This window comes from Chromobacterium haemolyticum (genome assembly GCF_002081825.1).
GTDB lineage: Bacteria > Pseudomonadota > Gammaproteobacteria > Burkholderiales > Chromobacteriaceae > Chromobacterium > Chromobacterium fluminis.
Map to the genome: position 1 here is coordinate 151,424 of NZ_MUKU01000003.1, position 15,842 is coordinate 167,265.

Here is a 15,842-nt window from a genome sequence, read left to right on the forward strand (position 1 = left end):
ACAATGACAAAACCATGGGCATGGCGCAAAATAAACGCTCCCCACCCCCGAGTTCAAGCATGATTCTGAAGCTGCAACGCAATATCCAAGGCCGAGACTGGGCGGTTGGCGACATTCACGGTTGCTTCCGCCAATTATCGCGCCTGCTGAAAATGGCCGCCTTCAATCCCGAGTGCGATCGCCTGCTGTCGGTTGGCGACATGATAGATCGCGGCGCCGACAGCGCAGCAGTGCTGGAGTGGTTGGCGCAACCATGGTTCTACGCGGTGCGCGGCAATCACGAACAGCTGGCGATCGACTCGTTGCTGGGCGACAAACAAGCCGAAGTCCGCCACGTCAACAACGGAGGCTCCTGGTTGCTGACGCTGCCGGCTCCTCAGCGGCAAGCCTGCCTGACCGCTTTTCAGCGCCTGCCATACGCCATTGAAATCGCCGCCGCGGATGGCGGCAAAATCGGCGTGGTGCACGCCGACTGCCCGGACAACGACTGGGAGGCGCTGACCTCCGGCCTCGCGAACGGCACGCTGCCGGAGACAGGCCGCAACGTCACCTTATGGTCGCGGGAACGCGCGCGGCATGGCCGCGGCGGCGTCGTGCGCGGCGTGGATCTGCTGCTGGTGGGCCATACCCCGCAAACCAGCGCCACCCGCTTCGACAATGTGCTGAACCTGGATACCGGCGCCGTCTACGGCGGCAAACTGACCCTGTTCTGCCTGAACGACTTCGTCGAACTGTCGCTGCCCAGCGAAGATGACGCCCTGCTAGGCTTCCACCTGCACGAATAGCGCGATGGTGGCGCGCCGCGGCCGGGATGGCTAGAATGCGGCGCTCTGTCTTTTATCCCAGGAGTTCAAGATGGCCAGCAAGAAAGCCGCGACCAAGCCCCAGGCGCAGCAACGCCAGCAACAGGACAAGCGCTGGAACGCTGCGGAACAGGCTTGCCGCGAAATCATGAGCTTGCTGGAGGCTTTGGAGCCCAGCCTGGCCGCGCAGCAAACCTCGGTCCAATACGCGCAGATGGCGGCCGTGTACTACAAGAAAATCCGCAATGGCCGGGTGCTGTCCCCCGGCGACTTCAATCTGGCCGCCGACGTGGCCGCCAGCGCACGCCGCGCCTTGCAGGCCTTGGCTCCAACGCTGGACTTCGCCTCCCTGCCGCAGGCGGCCGACTGCCAGCGCATGCTGGCGCTGGCCGACGGCGTCTTGGCGGCGATGAGCGAGTTGAAGGCCGCCGGTCGCCGCCAGCCCTGAGTCTGTTCAAGGCCGTAGCGCCGAAGCGCAGCAGACTCTGAACAGGTTCTCAGGCCTCGTCGGCCGCCGGCTGCTCTGTCTGCTGCAAGCGCCACATCTCGGCGTAGCGGCCGCCGCGCTCCAGCAGTTCGCGGTGCGCGCCCTGCTCCAATACGCGCCCGGCCTCCATCACCAGGATTTGGTCGGCGTCGACGATGGTGGACAGCCGGTGGGCGATGATCAAGGTAGTGCGATTGGCGGATATTTCTGCCAGTTCACGCTGGATCGCCTTCTCGGTGCGGGAGTCCAGCGCGCTGGTGGCCTCGTCGAAAATCAGAATGGGCGGATTTTTCAGAATGGTGCGCGCAATCGCCACTCTTTGCTTTTCTCCGCCGGACAGCTTGAGGCCTCGCTCGCCCACCATAGTGTCGTAACCGTCCGGCAGACTGCTGACAAAATCGTGGATGTGCGCCGATTTGGCCGCCTCTATCACCTCCTCGCGGCTGGCTCCCGGCCGGCCGTAAGCGATGTTGTAATACACCGTGTCGTTGAACAGCACGGTGTCCTGCGGCACGATGCCGATATGGGCGCGCAGGCTGTCCTGAGTCAGTTCGCGTATGTCGCGGCCGTTGACCAGAATCCGCCCCTGTCCAACATCGTAATAGCGGAACAGCAAGCGCGACAGCGTCGACTTGCCCGCGCCGCTGGCGCCGACCACCGCCAGCGTCTTGCCGGCCGGAATATCGAAGCTGACCTCGTTCAGAATCCGCCGCTTGCTCTCGTAAGCGAAGCCCACCTGTTCAAAGCGCACCCCGGCCGCCGGCGCGGCCAAGACCGCAGCCTCCGGCGCGTCCGCCACCTCCTCGTTGGCGCCCAGCAGCACAAACATGCGCTCGATGTCGGCCAACGAATGCTTGATCTCGCGATAGACAAAGCCCAGGAAGTTCAAGGGCGCGTACAACTGGGTAATGAAAGTGGCCACCAGCACCACGTCGCCCACCGTCATCCGCCCGGCCACCACCTCCCGCGCGGACAACACCATGATCAAAGTGACGCCGCTGGCGATGATCAGCCCCTGACCGGCGTTGAGCATGGACAGCGACACCTGGTTCTTGATCGCAGAAGCCTCCCAAGCCGCCAGGTTCTTGTCGTAGCGCTCCGCCTCATAAGCTTCGTTGTTGAAGTATTTAACCGTCTCGTAATTGAGCAGCGCGTCTATCGCCTTGGCGTTGGCCTTGGAATCCAGGTCGTTCATGCTGCGGCGGTAAACGGTGCGCCACTCTGTCACCACCAGGGTAAACGCGATGTAGACGGCGATGGTGCCGAAGGTCACCAACGCAAACGGCCAGGCGTAACGGTGCAGCAGGATGGCGGTGACCATGCCGATTTCCAGCAGCGTGGGCAGGATGTTGAACACGGTGAAGTTCAGCAAAAAGCCTATGCCCTTGGTCCCGCGTTCGATGTCGCGGCTCATGCCCCCCGTCTGGCGCTCCAGATGAAAGCGCAGCGACAGCCGCAGCAGGTGCTGGAACACGCCGCGGGCCACGCTGCGCACCGCGCCCTGGATCACCCGCGCGAACACCGCGTCGCGCAGCTCGCCCAGCACGCTTGACAGCAAGCGGGCACAGCCGTAGCCGGCCAGAGCCAGCACCGGCAAGGCCAAGAGAGTGGCCGGCACCGAGAGTTGATCGACAATGTCCTTCAGGTACAAGGGCACGCTGACCGCAGCCACCTTAGCCAAAATCATACAGGACAGCGCCAGCAGCACCCGCCACTTGAACACCCATAAATAGGGCACAAGCGTCTTGAGGGTGGCGACATCGTTGCGACGGGCCGGAGCCGGGCCGGAATGGGTAAAACGCATATTTGGGATTGCCTGTTGCGTCAAGCTGTTCCAAAGTGAGAGTTGAGCTGTTTTGCAAACATCATCAACGCTCGCCAGGGGGCGCGGACATGTGGATATTATTGCTGGAAGCGGCGATTGCCGGCGGATTGGCCACCTTCATCGTATGGTGGACCTGGCCAAGGGAAAAATAACGCCGCCGGCTTTGTGAAGTCCCGGAGCCTGTTCAAAGCCTAGCGGCATGGAGCAAGGCAAGGCGTTGCGGCTGGCGGAAACGGCATGGTCAAGCGACGCATGAGCATGCCGGAGCCGGTTTCAACGCCGCCTCGCCAACGCGTAACGGACATTCGAAGGGGCCATCAATGCAGCACGCGCGGCGCCACCAGATTCATCTCGGGGATTTCCGCCTCGAAACGCTTGCCGTCGTCGGCCAGGAACTGATAGCTGCCCTTCATTGAGCCGTAGGGCGTTTTCAGATGGGTGGCGCTGGAATAGTCGAAAGACTGCCCCGGCTCGATGCGCGGCTGCTCGCCCACCACGCCCATGCCTCGCACTTCCTGCACCTGCTCGTTGGCGTCGGCGATAATCCAGTGGCGGCTGACCAGTTGCGCCGGTTCGCTGCCGGTGTTGGTGATGCGGATGCGATAGCCGAACACATAAATGTCGTTGGCCATATTGGACTGTTCTTCGATGTAATGCGGTTCGGCTTCCACTTCGACACGGTAGGTTTTTTCCGCCATGTTCAGCGCTCCTTTTGTTGTTTGTGCTTCATTTTATCCCGCCGGGACGCTTTTGGCGCGGTAGAATGTGGCCATCCCGTGTTCATCCTTGCCCAAAGCAACGCCCTATGCGCACTTTCCGTATCGCTCCCAGCATTCTTTCCGCCGATTTTTCCTGTCTTGGTCAAGAGGTTCGCGATGTCATCTCCGCCGGCGCCGACATCATCCATTTCGATGTGATGGACAATCACTATGTGCCCAACCTGACCATAGGGCCCATGGTGTGCGAAGCCATCCGCCCGCACAGCGCCGCGCCCATCGATGTCCATCTGATGGTGAAGCCGGTGGACAGCCTGGCCGCCGCCTTCGCCAAAGCCGGCGCGGACATCATCACTTTCCACCCAGAAGCCTCCGAGCGTGTGGACCGCACGCTGGGCCTGATCAAGGATGCTGGCTGCAAGGCCGGCCTGGTGTTCAACCCCGCCACCTCGCTGTCCTACCTTGACCATGTGATGGACAAGATAGACATGGTGCTGATCATGTCGGTGAACCCGGGCTTCGGCGGCCAAAAGTTCATCCCGCACGCGCTGGACAAAGTGCGCGAGGCGCGCCGCCGCATCGATGAATACACCGCCAAGCACGGCGGCGAAATCTGGCTGGAAGTGGACGGCGGCATCAAGGCCGACAATATCCGCGCGGTGGCCGAGGCTGGCGCCGACACCTTCGTCGCCGGCTCCGCCATCTACGGCCAGGCCAACTATAAAACCGTGATCGACGCGATGCGCGCCGAGCTGGCCCAGCTCCGCTGAAGCCGGCCCTCTTCCCAGGAGCACAGACTATGCATGCCTTCATCGTGACCGGCGCCTCCCGCGGCCTCGGCTTGGCGCTGACCGAAGCCCTGCTTGCCGACGGCTACCGTGTCGCCGGCCTGGCGCGCGGCGCCGTGGACGCGCTGGCCCCGCTGGCGCGCCGCTATCCGGAACGCCTGATCGCCCTAGACGTCGACCTCTCCGACGCCGCCGCGGTGGCCCCGGCCATCGTCGCCGCGGTGGAACAATTGAAGCCGGCCGATTGCGCCAGCCTCAACCTGATCAACAACGCCGGCGTGGTGACGCCCATCGCCCAGGCCGGCCATTACCCGGCCGAAGACCTGGTCCGCGCGCTGGCGATCAATCTGGCGGCGCCGATGCTGGCCACGGACGCGCTGCTGCGCGCCAGCGCCGGCCTCAAGGCCCGCCGCCGCATCCTGAACATTTCCTCAGGCGCCGCCGCCAAACCCTACCCGGGCTGGAGCGTGTATTGCACCACCAAGGCCGGGCTGGACCACTTCAGCCGCAGCGTGGCCGCGGAACAGGCCGGCCAGGACAAGGCCGCGCAAATCGTCTCGCTCTATCCCGGCGTGGTCGACACCGACATGCAGGCCAGCATACGCGGCAGCGACGCCGAACAGTTTCCGCAAAAATCGCGTTTCGACGCGCTGAAAACGGACGGCGAACTGAGCACCCCGGCCGCCGCCGCGCGCCGCATCGTCGATCACCTGCTGTCGCCGGCCTTTGGCCTGCAAGCCGTGGTGGACATCCGCAACCTGGGCTGAGAACCTGTTTACGATCTGCTGCGCGTCGGCGATACGGCGTTGAAAACGCTTTCAGAATGCTCATGTACCACCTGTACATTCCGCTTCTTCAACCGTTTTCGCCTTGTCTCGCCTTAGCTCGCGAGATCGTAAACACGTTCTGAGAAGCGGTTCAAAACCTGCCGCGCGTAGCGAGGCGCGACACGGCAAGCCCGCCTTAAACTAAACCAAACCGGCGGCGGCCAAGGCCGCCGCACTGAAACGCCTATGAACCTGAAACACATCAAAGCCGTCGCCTTCGATCTGGACGGCACCCTGGTTGATTCCATCCCCGATCTGGCCGCCGCCGCCAACGCCATGCGCGAACACCTGGACCTGCCGCCGCTGCCGGCCCTGCGCATTCAGGAGCATGTCGGCGACGGCATCGCCAGCCTGGTGCACCGCGCGCTGACCAATGAACGCGACGGTCAGGCCGATCCGGCGCTGTGGGAGCGCGGCTACGTCTTCTTCATCCAGTACTACCGCGAACACCTGAGCGACCACACCACTATCTACCCCGGCGTTAGCGAGGGCTTGGGCCTGTTGCGCGCGCTGCAACTGCCGCTGACGGTCATCACCAACAAGTCCGAACGGCTGGCGCTGCCGTTATTGGAGCAACTGGGCCTGCGCGACCACTTCAGCCTGCTCATCGGCGGCGATACCCTGGCGGAAAAGAAGCCGTCGGCGCTGCCGCTGCAACATGTCTGCCAAGTGCTGGGCATCGCCCCGGAACAGATGGCGATGGTAGGCGACTCCGCCAACGATGTGCTGGCCGCTCGCAATGCCGGCTGCGCCGCCATCGCCGTCAGCTACGGCTATGCCGATGCGGCGAGCCTGGGCGCCGACTTGGTCGTGGCTAATATTGCCGAACTATACGATTTGATGAAGAATAGCTGATCAGCTGATAACTTCTTTTACGGATGACAACTTCATGAACAAGCAAGGATACCGGCTTGGATGCCGATGGCGTCGCTCAATGCCTGTTTAACAAGCCGCATTCGACCTCACCACGACCACAAAAGCGCAGGACCCGCCATGACTCATGAAGAATTCAACCGCCTCGCCACCGCCGGCTACAACCGCATCCCGGTCAGCCTGGAGTTGTTCGCCGACCTCGACACCCCGATGTCGGTCTACCTGAAACTGGCCAACCAGCCCTATTCCTATCTGCTGGAGTCCGTTGTCGGCGGCGAACGCTTTGGCCGCTACTCCTTCATCGGCCTGCCGTCCACCACCCGGCTGCGAGTCAACGGCCAGCAGGTACAGGTGGAATACGGCGACAAAGTCATCGAGCGCCACAGCGGCGACCCGCTTGCCTTCATCGAAGCCTTTCAACAACGCTTCCACACTCCGTCTCAACCCGGCTTGCCCCGCTTCACCGGCGGCCTGGTGGGCTATTTCGGCTACGACACCATCCGCCACATCGAAAAGCGGCTGTCCGAAACCAGCAAGCCCGACACCATAGGCACGCCGGACATGCTGCTGATGGTGTCCGAGGAATTGGCCGTGGTGGACAACCTGTCCGGCAAGCTTTATCTGATCGTCTACGCCGATCCGGAAGTGCCCAACGCGCTGCTCAAAGCCGAAGCGCGGCTGGCGCAACTGCGCGCCCGCCTGCGCGAGCCGCTGGAAGCGCCCTTGTCCTTGCCTGCCCAAGGCACGCAATCGGCGTCCGAGTACGGCGAACAGGCCTTCAAAGACGCGGTATCCGCCTGCAAGCGCTATATCCACGACGGCGACATCATGCAGGTGGTGCTGTCGCAACGCATGCAAATGCCGTTCGCAGAGACCCCGCTCAGCCTCTACCGCGCCCTGCGCAGCCTGAACCCCTCGCCCTATATGTTCCTCTATCACTTCGACGACTTCCACGTGGTGGGCGCCTCGCCGGAAATCCTGGTGCGCCGCGAGCAAGACACCGTCACCGTGCGTCCTATCGCCGGCACCCGCCCGCGCGGCCAAACCCGCGAGCAGGACGAGGCGCTGGCCGCCGAGTTGCTGGCCGACCCCAAGGAAATCGCCGAACACGTGATGCTGATGGACCTGGGCCGCAACGACGTGGGCCGCGTCGCCGCCACCGGCAGCGTGCGCGTCACCGACAATATGGCCATCGAACGCTATTCCCATGTGATGCACATCGTGTCCAGCGTGGAGGGCAAGGTCGGCCCCGAGGTGTCGAACATCGACGTGCTCAAGGCCACTTTTCCGGCCGGCACCCTGTCCGGCGCGCCCAAGGTAAGGGCGATGGAAATCATCGACCAGTTCGAGCCCAGCAAGCGCGGCATCTACGGCGGCGCAGTCGGCTATCTCGGCTTTAACGGCGATATGGATCTGTGCATCGCCATCCGCACCGCGGTATTGAAAAACCGCATGCTCTACGTGCAGGCCGGCGCCGGCATCGTCGCCGATTCCTCGCCGGAAATGGAATGGCAGGAAACCCAGAACAAGGCGCGCGCAGTGCTGCGCGCCGCGGCGCTGGCCCAGCAGGGGCTGGACGCCTGATCCGGTCAAACGGTCCGCCCTGGCGGGCCGTTTGGCATTCAACAGCTTCTTGCTCAGGCCGCCGGCCACAGCACCGGAAACCAATCCTCGCGCAAGCGCTGGCCCGGCCGCATGCCATGTTCCGGATAGGGCGGCGAAGTGCGGCCCGGACGCTCGGCGTAGCGCGCGTCGTCGCCCAGCCAACGCAAGGACAAGGCGCGCCGCCTACCTCCGCCGGGATTGCCCCGCGCGCCGTGCACAGTCCGGAAGTCGAAAACTACTGCGTCGCCCGGCTCCAAAGCCCATTCCAACACCTCCATGCCCGGCTCGCGATCCGGGTCCGGCGCGTCTCGATATCGGCGCGCGTCGCCTTGATAAAAACTGGATTCATCTTTCCAGCGCAGCGGCCGCACCCATTCCTCCCAGCGGTGCGAACCGGCGATCAGGCGCAGCGTCGCCTCATCCACCGGGTCCACCGGAATCCAGAAACTGACGGTCTGTTCGCCGTCGACGAAGTAATACGGGATGTCCTGATGCCAGGGCGTGGGCTTGTGAGTACCGGGCTCCTTGACCAGCACATGCTCGTGGAAGAATTGCGCGCTGGCCGAACGCATCAAGGCAGCGGCGCAGGCCGCGGACGGCGACTCCCTCACCACCGCTTCGAATTCGGGAATCTGCCGCCAATTGCAATAATCCTCAAAAAAGGACCCCGGCTCGCCTGCCGCCACCACATTGCCGGCGTAGGAGCCGGGCGCGCGCAGATTGCGCTCGATGCCGGCGGCGATGACGTCCACCCAATCGCGAAACAGGCCGCGCAGGCAGACTGCGCCGTCGCGCTGGAAGGCGGCGACGTCGGCGGCGGAAATCTCGGGACAGGCAAGCATGACGTTCTCCTCTCGATTGATGCGGGTGGGCGCCGCCACTGTGGGCGGCTGCCCTCACTATCGCCGCAAATCCATGCCAAAATAAAATAATATGTTTTGATTGTTCTCCTCGGAAAAAACGATGAAGTTAACCCTGCGCCAATTACGCTACGCGCTGGCCGTGGCCCGTCACGGCGGCATCAGCGCGGCGGCCGAACGACTGAACGTGTCTCAGCCGGCTGTGTCCGCCGCCGTAGGCGAGCTGGAAAACATCTTGGGCCAGGCCCTGTTTATCCGCACCCGCGGCGCCGGAATGGCGACGACGCCGTTTGGCAGGCAGGCTTTGGCGCAAGCGCGATGGACCGTGGAAGCCGCAATGGCGCTGGAGGGGCTGGCCGACGGCGCGGACGCGCTAGCCGGGGAGTTGGCGCTGGGCTGCTTTGAGGACTTGGCGCCCTACTGCTTGCCGCCTGTGTTGCGCGCGCTGCGCGAACGTCATCCGTCTCTACGCGTGGAGGTGCGCGAATGTGGGTTCGACCTGATCGGCCCGCAGCTGCTTCAGGGCGGGCTGGACGCCGCCATCAGCTATGATCTGGCGCTGCCGCCCACGCTGGCCTTGACCGAACTGCGCACGCTGGCGCCTCACGCGCTGCTGGCGGTCGATCATCCGCTGGCGCGGACAGAGCGGGTAATGTTGAAGGAGTTGTGCGAATGGCCGCTGTTGCTGACCGAACAAGCGCACAGCGGCTCGCATTTTCTGGACTTGCTACGCATGCACGGGTTACGGCCGGCGCGGCTGGAGTCGGTCCGCAGTTTTGAACTACAGCGCGGCATGGTGGCCCACGGCCTGGGCGTGGCCATCGCTTACACCCGCCCCAGCGGCGATCACAGCTACGACGGCCGGCCGCTGACGCTGCGTCCCATCGCCGAGCCGCTGCCGGAACAACGCATCGTGCTGGCCTGCCTGCGCGAGCGGGCGGAAACGCCGGCCGTCGCCGCGCTGCGCGAACGGGCGCTGGACTGGTTCACGGCCAGGCCCGCGTTTGGCGTCGGCGCGCCCGACGAAGGCTGATGAGACTTCCACCGCGTCTCGCGACGCGCGACAGCGGCTCAGCCGGCCTGGGCTTGCAGATACTGACTTATCTTGGCCGCGCTGATCTTCTGCATGCCGCACAACTGGCCGTGATCGGCCAGCCGCGCGCCGTAACGGCGGCTGAGCTCGCCCTGCAAATGGCACAACAGTTGCGCGGCCATTTCCGCGTCGGCCAGCGCCCGGTGGGCGCGGCCGGTGTCCGGCAAGCTCAGCCAGCGCGCCAAAGTGCCCAGCTTGTGGTCCGGCGCCTGCGGCAACACCCGGCGCGACAACAACAGGGTGCAGGCGAAGTCCTGCTGGCGCCCCAGGCCCAATTGGGCCAGCTCGTAATCCCAAAACTTGCGGTCGAAGCTGGCGTTGTGAGCGGCCAGCGGCGTGTCGCCGACGAAGCGCGCCGCTTCGGCCATCGCCACCGCCGGCGGCGGCGCGTCGCGCAACATCGCGTTGCTGATGCCTGTCAGGCGCTCGATCATCGGCGGAATCCACACGCCGGCGTTGATCAGGCTTTGATAGCGGCCGACGATGCGGCCGTCCTCCAGCAGCGCCACGCCGATTTCGGTGGCGCGGCAATCGCGCCCCGGAGACGCGCCGTTGGTTTCAAAGTCGATGACGGCGATGCGTCTACTCATTTCAGCGCCGCCCGCGCCGCCTCTTCCGGGCTCAGGCCGTCGTAGTACTGATCGGTGTACCACTCCGCCTGTTCCTCGATATGCTCCTGCGCCTCCGCCACGGTGGCGCCGGCCGCCACCAGGTGAGTTTCCACCTCGGCGCACCACTCCAGCAGCGCGCGGGTTTCCTCGTCCAACTCGTCTTGTTTTTGCTTCTTGGCCATGGCCGTATCCTCACATCGCTTCCGCGTGCCGAAAACTGCGCATTCTACCCGCGCAAGCCGCGGCGGCCAAACCGCTCACACCCGCATATGGCGGATGGATTCGCTCAGCTCGCCGAAATGGCCGCGCAGCTGCACCAACTCGTCTTGCACCAGCTCAACCGAACGGCTGGTGGTGCCGGCGTGCTGGGTCACTTCGTCGACGTTGGCCAGAATTTGCGCGCCGGCCGCCTTCTGATTGTCCAGCAGCCGAGAGATATTGCGGATGCGCTCCTCCGCCACGCCGGCCTGGCGGCCGATCTGGCCCACCATGCCGCCCAGCTGCTTCACCAGTTCCACGCCCTGCTCCACCTGGCCCACGCCGTTTTCCATGCCGCTGACCACTTGCACCGAGGTGGCCTGCAACTGGGAAATGACGTTGACGATGTCCGCCGTCGCCTGCGCGGTGCGTTCCGCCAGCGCGCGCACCTCGTCCGCCACCACGGCGAAGCCGCGGCCGGATTCGCCTGCGCGCGCGGCTTCGATGGCCGCGTTCAAGGCCAAAAGATTGGTCTGATCGGCGATGCTGCGGATTGAATCCACCATGCCGCCTATCTTGCGGATGTCGCCTTCCAGCAGTTGCACGCTGTTGGCGCTATGATGAATGGTTTGGGCCAGGTTGCCGATATTGCCCACGGTCTGCTGCACCGCCTTGCTGCCTTCGCTCGAGCATTGCCCCACTTCGCCGGCGATGCGCAAAGTGCTGTCGGCGTGCTCGGCCACGCTGGCCAGATGGTCGGCCAGTTGCTGAATGGCGCCGGCCATGAACTGCGCCGAATCGGTTTGCAGCCGGCTGGCCTGTTCCACGTTTTGGGTGAGTTGGGCGATCTCGTCGACCGAACCCCCAAGCGCGCCCGAAGTCTGGCCCACTTTGCCCACAATGCCCTGCAGAGTGTCCATCAGGGTATTGAATTCGCCGATGGCCGCGCCCAGCTCATTGCGCCGTCCCACTTGAGCACGGATGGACAGATCGCCGCTGCGTTCGATGCGCTGCGCCGTGTCCTTGAAACGCTCGATGGGAGGCAGCACCGACCGCGCTACCCACCAGCACAGCAGGGCCATCAGCAAAGCCGCAACCAGCGCCGCCACAATGATGATCACGGCAGCCACGCCAACCTGCGCCACCGTGCTATCGTTCTGCCGCCTCGAACCGCTGTCGATGGCGTCGGCCAGTTTTTCCATCTTGTCCTCCAACAGCGCAAAGTCCTGCTGGAAGTCCTTCAACTTGGCCGTGGCCTGCTCCGGCTGGTCAAAGCCGGCGGCTACGATGGCGGCGGCCGCTCCGGTATAGCGTTCCACCACCGGCAGTATCTGCTGCAGCAAGGAACGGGCTTCGGGATCGCTGATCTTGTCCTGGTTTTCCTTCATCGCGCCGAGAAAGCGCTTGCTGTGCTCGTCCACGTCCTTGCGGATTTCGGTCAGCGCGGCGCGATCGCCGTTTTTCTGCGCCAACATCAGCGCCAGAACGTCGCCGTGCACCGCGTCGTGCATCATGTCGGCATCCATCTGCCGCCGCACCGCGCCCTGGCTGTCCAGCAACTCGTTGATGCTGCGCACCAGATGCGCCGTGCTTTGGTAGTCAACCGCGCCGATCAGCAGACAGGACACCACTACGCCGAAAGCCAGCAGCTGCAGCTGCGCCCTAATCGTCAAGCCTTGCATCGCGGCCCCCTTGCCTCAATATTAATGCCCACAGCATTAACACTAATACATTCCAGGGATTCCGCCGAAGCAATTGGGCCGGCTATAGATCCACTTTGCCGCGTAGGGACTTGACCTCGCCGCGCCGCGTCTTGCCGGCCAGCCGCCGCTGCTTGGAGCCGTAAGTGGGTTTGGTGGCGCGGCGCGCCTTGGGGATGTGACTGGCGGCATCGACCCAGGCCTGCAGGCGCTGCAGCGCGTCCGCGCGGTTCAATTCCTGGGTGCGATGCTGCTGCGCCTTGATCACCAGAACCCCATCCTTGTTCAAGCGTTGGTCCGGCTGGGCCAGCAGCCGCTCCCGCAGCCATTCCGGCAGCGAGGAAGCCCGCACGTCGAAGCGCAGATGCACCGCCGACGACACTTTGTTGACGTTTTGCCCGCCCGCGCCTTGCGCGCGCATCGCGCTGAATTCCACTTCGCGCTCGCTGATCGGATACCGCGGCTTGTCCATGATGCAGACCAACAGTCAAAAGAGATAATTGTAGCGCACGCGCCGCATACCTTGGCATGGGGCGGCGTTTTATTTCAGAGTGAAATTGTATGGATATCAATAGACTGCTATTGTCGTGCGCTTGCCTGGCCGATACCCTGCCAGACGCTCTTTGCCCATAGAACACGATGTCATTTTTTCTCGACCCTCGGACAACACTGGCTTGCACCGCCGGCTACAGCCTGGTCATCTCCCTGGTCACCTTCCTGTTCTGGCAGCGCAGCCAACGCCAACCCGCGGTGCTGGCGCTCGCCATCGGCGGTTTGCTGGACGCGGCGGCCGGCATGCTCTACCTGGCGCCGCTGGAGCTGGACCCCGCCTTGATCTCCATCAGCGCCAAGCTGCTGATCCAGTTGGCGGCGCTGCACGTGCTGATCAGCATCGAGCGTTTTTACAAGCACTCCAGCCACTACAGCCTGCCCTTGGGCCTAGCCCTGGTCTTCATTCCTCTGCTGCTGTTCATCCACGACGGCCTCGCGCATTCGGCGCTGGCCCGCCACGCCATCTTCTCGCTGGGCGCTTGTCTGCTATGGGGCTTGATCGCCTGGCGATTGTGGCAGGCGGAACAGGATTCACCGCGCGCCGGCAAGTCGCTGGCTTCGGCGCTGGCGGTGCTGACCCTGCTGCTGGAACTGACGCGGCTGGCGCTGGCGCTGTCCGCCATGCAGCCGGACATCGAAGTGGTTGGCCAGCGTCAGAACCTGCTGCTGCTGATGACGCAGTGGTCTGGCTACGGCGTGGTGGTGTGCCAGCTCTATCTGGTGTACGAACGGGCGATGGATCAGTTGTTGCAACAATCGCGCAGCGACAGCCTGACCCGTTTGTTGAACCGGCGCAGCTTCGACGAAGAGGCGGTAGCCGCGTTCCGTCTAGCCCAGCGCGAGCGGCGCGCCTTGTCGCTGATCGTGCTGGATCTGGACCATTTCAAAAGCATCAACGACCGCCACGGCCACCTGGCCGGCGACCAGGCGCTGACCGCGCTGGCGGACTGTCTGCGCCGACAAGCGCGGCAGACGGACCTGATCGGCCGCCACGGCGGCGAAGAGTTCTGCATTCTGCTGCCGGATACCGGCCGAGAACAGGCGGGCCAGGTGGCGGAGCGGCTGCGCGCCGCCATCGCCCGCATCGAATTGCCGCTGCCGGACGCCGGCGCGCGGCTGCGCTTCACCGCCAGCCTGGGCGTGGCCTGCCTGAACAGCAGCCACGCCTCGCTGGAAAGCCTGTTCTGCGAGGCCGACGCCATGCTCTACCAAGCCAAGCATCATGGCCGCGACAAGGTGATGCTGTCGGCGCTGCCGGTCGCCGGCTGACTCAAGAGCGAGCGGACTGCGCCAGGCCCTCGCAAACAGGCTTTTGCGGATCGCCTGCCGGCAGCTTGCCGCACACCTCGTCCAGCTGTCCGGCCAGCCGCGCCAGCGCCGCCGCCTGCTGTTGCTGCCGGCTCCAGCCCTTGAGCCGATTCACCGCTTTTTCCAGCGAGCGCCGATTGCGCTCGTAGAAGGCGCTGGGCGTGCCGCCCGCTTCCTTGAAAATGGCGCTGGCGGTGCTCTCTATCCGTTTCTCGTCCCCCGGAGCCAACTCAATCGCCCCGCTCAGATAGCTGACGCCCCATTGCAGGCGCGTGGCCGGACCGTTGGCGGCTTCATAGGCCTGACGATACCAATCCAGCGCCGCGGCCTTGTCCCCTCGCTGCTTGGCGTTGGAAGCCAGGATCAGCATGTGGTAATACGGCGCGTGGGAGCGGCCCAACTCTGCCTTCAGCAGCGCGTCGGACTCGTCCAGCCAGCCCGCTTGCGTCAGCAGGTCCGCGCCGGCGGTGATCACCGCTTGGCGTTCGTAGGGATTTCCAGTGGCCTTGTCCGCCGCCGCCACTCGCTGTTTGACCTCCTCGCGCAAGGACCGCGGCAGCTCGCCCTTGGGCTGGTTCAAACGCGCCAGCGCCAGCCGCGACGACAAGGCGCCCAGGCGATCCGCGGTGGACAAGCCCGCGTCCACAGCTAGTTTGTCCAGGGCGGCGTCCCATTGCGCCGTCAACGCCTGACGCTCCGCCTCGTCCGCGCTCAGCACCTTGACGATGTCGGCGGCGCTGTTGATCAGGATGTCGGCGTTGACGCGCGGCTGGGCCAAGGCGGCGCGCGCGACGGCCAGCCCTTGCGCGCGGTCCGTCACCGGCGTCTCCTCGCCGGCCGCGGCGGCTAGCGCTTTCAACTTCAGCCGCAAGGCGGTGCCCGCCGGTCGCGCCGGCGCCTTGTCCGCCAGCCGCGCCAAAGTTGCCGCCACTTGTTTCTCAGGCACGATCTGCGCCTGGTCCGTATCCCAGGAATAGTCCGCCAGCAATTGCCAGTCCCCGTCCGCCAACGCGTCGCCGGCCAGGGCCGACTGCAGCAAGATTTTCACCGGCCGCGCCGCCGCCAAGCCCAGTTCCAGCGTACGCAGATAGCGCTCCGGGTCCACCTCGCCCGGCAGGCGGGTGATCTCCGTGCCGTCCGGCCGAAACAGAATCATGGTTGGGTAGCCGCGTACTTTGAACTCGCTGCCCAGCTTTTGCGCGTCCGGGCTGTCGCCGTCCAGATAGACCGGCACGAACTGGCGGGTGCGGGCGATGAAGTCCTGTCGGTTGAAAATGGTGGCCTTGACCTGGTTGCACGGCGGGCACCATACCGCGCCCCAGTACAGGAACAGCGGCTTGTTTTCCGATTTGGCCTTGGCAAAAGCGGCCGGCACATCGCCCTGCAGCCAGGCAATGCCGGGCGGCAGCGCGTGGCCGTCAACCGGAGCGGAGGCCGCCTGCGCCGGCAAGGCCAGGCTGGCGGCGACAAAAGCCAGCGAGATCAAGGTAAGCTTCATCGCAGAATTCTCTTATGGTTGGGTTATCGAACCATGCTAACGCAATTATCCTAACGTAATAAAGTGCGGTCGCTTCTGTGTTTAGCAAGAAAAAATCC

Annotated in this window: 16 protein-coding genes; 8 read left to right on the plus strand and 8 right to left on the minus strand. The window is 64.3% G+C overall.

What is annotated here, in order from left to right; genetic code table 11:
* Positions 1 to 59: 59 nt before the first annotated feature.
* Positions 60 to 785 (plus strand): metallophosphoesterase, encoded by a 726-nt coding sequence (locus B0T39_RS02985; RefSeq protein ID WP_176219469.1) that lies wholly within the window; start codon positions 60 to 62, stop codon positions 783 to 785.
* Between the two features lie 70 nt (positions 786 to 855).
* Complete coding sequence (locus tag B0T39_RS02990; protein ID WP_081544736.1) at positions 856 to 1,251, plus strand: hypothetical protein; 396 nt, start codon at positions 856 to 858, stop codon at positions 1,249 to 1,251.
* Positions 1,252 to 1,300: 49 nt separating this feature from the next.
* Here B0T39_RS02990 and B0T39_RS02995 read toward each other — a convergent pair whose 3' ends face one another.
* Entirely contained in the window at positions 1,301 to 3,094 is a 1,794-nt protein-coding gene (locus tag B0T39_RS02995) for an ABCB family ABC transporter ATP-binding protein/permease (RefSeq protein ID WP_081544737.1), read from the minus strand.
* Between the two features lie 338 nt (positions 3,095 to 3,432).
* On the minus strand, positions 3,433 to 3,813 hold the full coding sequence (apaG, locus tag B0T39_RS03000; RefSeq protein WP_019101389.1) for a Co2+/Mg2+ efflux protein ApaG: 381 nt from the start codon (positions 3,811 to 3,813) through the stop codon (positions 3,433 to 3,435).
* A gap of 107 nt (positions 3,814 to 3,920) precedes the next feature.
* Between apaG and rpe the strand changes: the two genes are divergently transcribed.
* The 4 genes from rpe to trpE all read left to right on the plus strand — a co-directional run bounded on the left by rpe (position 3,921) and on the right by trpE (position 7,903).
* Positions 3,921 to 4,601 carry a ribulose-phosphate 3-epimerase gene (rpe, locus tag B0T39_RS03005; protein WP_081544738.1) on the plus strand — a complete coding sequence of 227 codons (681 nt, stop codon included), beginning with the start codon at positions 3,921 to 3,923 and terminating at the stop codon, positions 4,599 to 4,601.
* Positions 4,602 to 4,630: 29 nt separating this feature from the next.
* Positions 4,631 to 5,386 (plus strand): SDR family oxidoreductase, encoded by a 756-nt coding sequence (locus B0T39_RS03010; protein WP_081544739.1) that lies wholly within the window; start codon positions 4,631 to 4,633, stop codon positions 5,384 to 5,386.
* A gap of 246 nt (positions 5,387 to 5,632) precedes the next feature.
* Positions 5,633 to 6,301 carry a phosphoglycolate phosphatase gene (locus tag B0T39_RS03015; protein ID WP_081544740.1) on the plus strand — a complete coding sequence of 223 codons (669 nt, stop codon included), beginning with the start codon at positions 5,633 to 5,635 and terminating at the stop codon, positions 6,299 to 6,301.
* A 138-nt stretch (positions 6,302 to 6,439) separates the two neighbouring features.
* A complete protein-coding gene (gene trpE / locus B0T39_RS03020; RefSeq protein ID WP_081544741.1) occupies positions 6,440 to 7,903 on the plus strand; it encodes an anthranilate synthase component I in 1,464 nt (487 codons plus the stop codon).
* Between the two features lie 53 nt (positions 7,904 to 7,956).
* Here trpE and B0T39_RS03025 read toward each other — a convergent pair whose 3' ends face one another.
* Positions 7,957 to 8,766: a phytanoyl-CoA dioxygenase family protein gene (locus tag B0T39_RS03025; RefSeq protein ID WP_081544742.1), complete on the minus strand. Its 810-nt coding sequence runs from the start codon at positions 8,764 to 8,766 to the stop codon at positions 7,957 to 7,959.
* A 121-nt stretch (positions 8,767 to 8,887) separates the two neighbouring features.
* Between B0T39_RS03025 and B0T39_RS03030 the strand changes: the two genes are divergently transcribed.
* Positions 8,888 to 9,817: a LysR family transcriptional regulator gene (locus B0T39_RS03030; protein WP_081544743.1), complete on the plus strand. Its 930-nt coding sequence runs from the start codon at positions 8,888 to 8,890 to the stop codon at positions 9,815 to 9,817.
* 38 nt (positions 9,818 to 9,855) lie between these two features.
* Here the strand turns inward: B0T39_RS03030 and B0T39_RS03035 are convergent, their stop codons facing one another.
* The 4 genes from B0T39_RS03035 to arfB all read right to left on the minus strand — a co-directional run bounded on the left by B0T39_RS03035 (position 9,856) and on the right by arfB (position 12,858).
* Positions 9,856 to 10,467, minus strand: a complete 612-nt coding sequence (locus B0T39_RS03035) for a 3'-5' exonuclease (RefSeq protein WP_081544744.1) — start codon at positions 10,465 to 10,467, stop codon at positions 9,856 to 9,858.
* The gene (locus B0T39_RS03040; RefSeq protein WP_019101381.1) at positions 10,464 to 10,670 is read right to left on the minus strand and encodes a hypothetical protein; all 207 of its coding nucleotides are present in this window, start codon (positions 10,668 to 10,670) and stop codon (positions 10,464 to 10,466) included. Before B0T39_RS03040 ends, B0T39_RS03035 begins: the two co-directional genes overlap by 4 nt.
* Before the next feature lie 75 nt (positions 10,671 to 10,745).
* Positions 10,746 to 12,368, minus strand: a complete 1,623-nt coding sequence (locus B0T39_RS25540) for a methyl-accepting chemotaxis protein (RefSeq protein ID WP_081544745.1) — start codon at positions 12,366 to 12,368, stop codon at positions 10,746 to 10,748.
* An 82-nt stretch (positions 12,369 to 12,450) separates the two neighbouring features.
* Positions 12,451 to 12,858, minus strand: a complete 408-nt coding sequence (gene arfB, locus B0T39_RS03050; protein ID WP_081544746.1) for an alternative ribosome rescue aminoacyl-tRNA hydrolase ArfB — start codon at positions 12,856 to 12,858, stop codon at positions 12,451 to 12,453.
* Between the two features lie 167 nt (positions 12,859 to 13,025).
* Here arfB and B0T39_RS03055 point away from each other — a divergent pair, with 167 nt between their 5' ends.
* Positions 13,026 to 14,207, plus strand: coding sequence for a GGDEF domain-containing protein (locus B0T39_RS03055; protein ID WP_081544747.1), 1,182 nt, complete (start codon positions 13,026 to 13,028; stop codon positions 14,205 to 14,207).
* A 1-nt stretch (position 14,208) separates the two neighbouring features.
* Here B0T39_RS03055 and B0T39_RS03060 read toward each other — a convergent pair whose 3' ends face one another.
* A complete protein-coding gene (locus B0T39_RS03060) occupies positions 14,209 to 15,744 on the minus strand; it encodes a thioredoxin family protein (RefSeq protein WP_081544748.1) in 1,536 nt (511 codons plus the stop codon).
* Positions 15,745 to 15,842 lie beyond the last annotated feature (98 nt).